The 2,594-nt window shown below is 61.3% G+C and carries 3 protein-coding genes; all 3 read left to right on the top strand.

Translation table 11 applies throughout. The features are described from left to right. Positions 1 to 969: ABC transporter permease (locus B3187_RS13735; protein WP_286807045.1), on the top strand; the 969-nt coding region annotated here is incomplete at its 5' end. A gap of 21 nt (positions 970 to 990) precedes the next feature. Then, a complete protein-coding gene (locus tag B3187_RS13740) occupies positions 991 to 1,905 on the top strand; it encodes an ABC transporter permease (RefSeq protein ID WP_286807046.1) in 915 nt (304 codons plus the stop codon). Positions 1,906 to 1,940: 35 nt separating this feature from the next. Further along, the coding region (locus B3187_RS13745; RefSeq protein ID WP_286807048.1) for a BMP family ABC transporter substrate-binding protein at positions 1,941 to 2,594 on the top strand (654 nt) is incomplete at its 3' end.

The following is a 2,594-nucleotide window of genomic DNA, read 5'->3' on the forward strand; positions in this document are numbered from 1 at the left end:
GGCCATGCCCCCGTCGCCAGCCTGATGATCTTTTTTATCGAGCCGCTGCGCGACACCTACGGTTGGTCCGAGCTGGCGGTCAAGGTCACGCCCCTGCTGCTGTGCGCCACCGGGCTGACACTCTGCTTCAAAGCCAAAATCTGGAACATCGGCGCGGAGGGGCAGTTTGTGTTCGCCGCCCTGATCGGCGGAGCCGTGTCCCTGCAACTGACCGAAGTAGAAGGCTTCTGGGTTCTGCCGGTCATTCTGCTCAGCGGCGTGCTCGCCGGCATGGCCTGGGCCGGCATCGCCGCGCTGTTGCTCACGCACTTCAACACCAATGAAATTCTGACCACAATCATGCTCAACTACATCGCGGTCAATCTATTGCTCTGGGGCGTTCACGGGCCACTGAAAGACCCGGCCGGTTTCAACTTTCCGGAGTCGGCCCTGTTTGCCGAGCACACCCTGTTGCCACTGCTGTCGTTCGACTACCGGGTCACCGTCGCGTTGTTTATCGCGCTGTTTATGGTGGTGGTGATCTGGGTCCTGCTGGCCCGTTCGCTACTGGGTTTTCAGTTGCAGGTGCTGGGAGAAAACCGCAATGCCGCCCGCTTCGCCGGTTTTAACAGTCGCGCCATCATCTGGTTTCTGCTGTTGTTCAGTGGCGCCATGGCAGGCCTGGCCGCCATTTCCGAAACCAACGGGCCGGTGGGGCAACTGATCCCGACCCTGTCCCTGGGCTATGGCTACGCCGCCATCATTGTGGTGTTCATGGGGCGTATGCACCCGGTGGGCATCGTGCTGGCCAGCATGCTGCTGGGGCTGACCTACCTCGGGGGCGAAATGGCCCAGATCGATCTCGGTCTGCCCAAGTCCATCACCGGCCTGTTCCAGGGGATGCTGTTGTTCTTTCTGCTCGGCTGCGACCTGCTCATCCACTACCGGCTTGTTCTCAACGGACGAGCAACCGGTGTCGCGACCACTTGAGGGCCCGTTATGGATCTCGCATTGCTTGAAAATATTCTGTTTGCCACCGTCCGTACGGGTACGCCGCTGCTGTTGGTCGCCTTGGGAGCCATGATTTCAGAGCGCTCCGGGGTACTCAACCTGGGCCAGGAAGGAATGATTCTGGTGGGGGCGGCCTGCGCGTTTATCGCAGCCTATAGCGCCGACTCTCTGTTGCTGGGGGTTATTGTCGGGGCTCTGACGGGCGCTCTGGTCTCACTGATTTTCGCCTTCGTCGCACTGACGCTGATCTCCAACCAGGTGGCCACCGGTCTGGCGTTGACCATTTTCGGGACCGGACTGAGCGCCTTTCTCGGAGCCGAGTATGTGGGTCAGTCCATTGAAGGAATGACCCGGGTCGAGCTACCGCTGTTGCACAAAATCCCCCTCATCGGACCCGCCCTGTTCGGCCAGGATCTGATGGTCTATCTGGGTCTGGCCCTGTTCGCCCTGGTGTTCTGGACCATGCGCTCGACCCGGCTGGGATTGATCATCCGCGCCGTGGGCGAAAACCCACAGGTCGCCCACGCTCTGGGTTACAAGGTTCTGGTGGTGCGTTACGCGGCGGTGCTGTTTGGCGGCGCCATGGCGGGGCTGGCCGGCGCTTACCTCTCATTGTCCTACACACCGATGTGGGCCGAAGGCATCTCCGCCGGGCGCGGCTGGATCGCCCTGGCTCTGGTGGTATTCGCCAGCTGGCGCACCGAGCGCATTCTGCTGGGCGCCTGGCTGTTCGGTTTTGCCAGCATTCTGCACCTGTTGTTGCAGGGCTTCGGCTACGATGTGCCCTCCAATCTGCTGGCGATGCTGCCCTATGCCGTCACCATTGTGGTGCTGGTGTTCATGATGAGCCGCAAGGGCGCGAAAGGGTTGTTCGCCCCCCGCTCCCTGGGGCAGCCGTACCACCCACCACAGTAACCGACTTTCGCTTTGCCCTTAACGAGGATAACCGTATGAAACTCAAACCCCTACTGGCTCTCACCACCGCCCTGTTGGGCTGGAGCCTGGCCAGCCAGGCGGCCGAACCGCTCAAGGTCGGTTTTGTCTACGTCAGTCCCATTGGCGATGCGGGCTGGACCTACATGCACGACCGGGCGCGAAAAATTGTGGCCGAAGAGTTCGGAGACAAAATCGAAACTACCTACGTCGAAAGCGTCGCCGAAGGGGCCGATTCCGAGCGGGTGATCCGCAACATGTCCGCCCGTGGCCACGATCTGATTTTCACCACCTCGTTCGGCTACATGAACCCGACCTTGAAAGTCGCGCGGCGCTTTCCCCAAGTGAAGTACGAACACGCCACCGGTTACAAGACCGCGCGCAACGTCGGTAACTATCAAGCCCGGGCCTACCAGGCGCGCTACCTGGCCGGCATGACTGCCGGTGCCATGAGCGACACCAACCAGATCGGGTACGTGGCCGCCTTCCCCATTCCCGAAGTGATCCGTGGCATCAACGCCTTCACCCTGGGCGCGCAGGTGACCAACCCCGACGCCACGGTTAAAGTGGTGTGGATCAATACCTGGCACGACCCGGCCAAGGAGCGTGAAGCGGCGGACAGCCTGATCCTGCAGAACGTGGATGTGCTGACCATGCATACCGACTCGCCG

Source organism: Marinimicrobium sp. UBA4209 (genome assembly GCF_002381585.1).
Taxonomy (GTDB): Bacteria; Pseudomonadota; Gammaproteobacteria; order Pseudomonadales; family Cellvibrionaceae; genus Marinimicrobium; species Marinimicrobium koreense.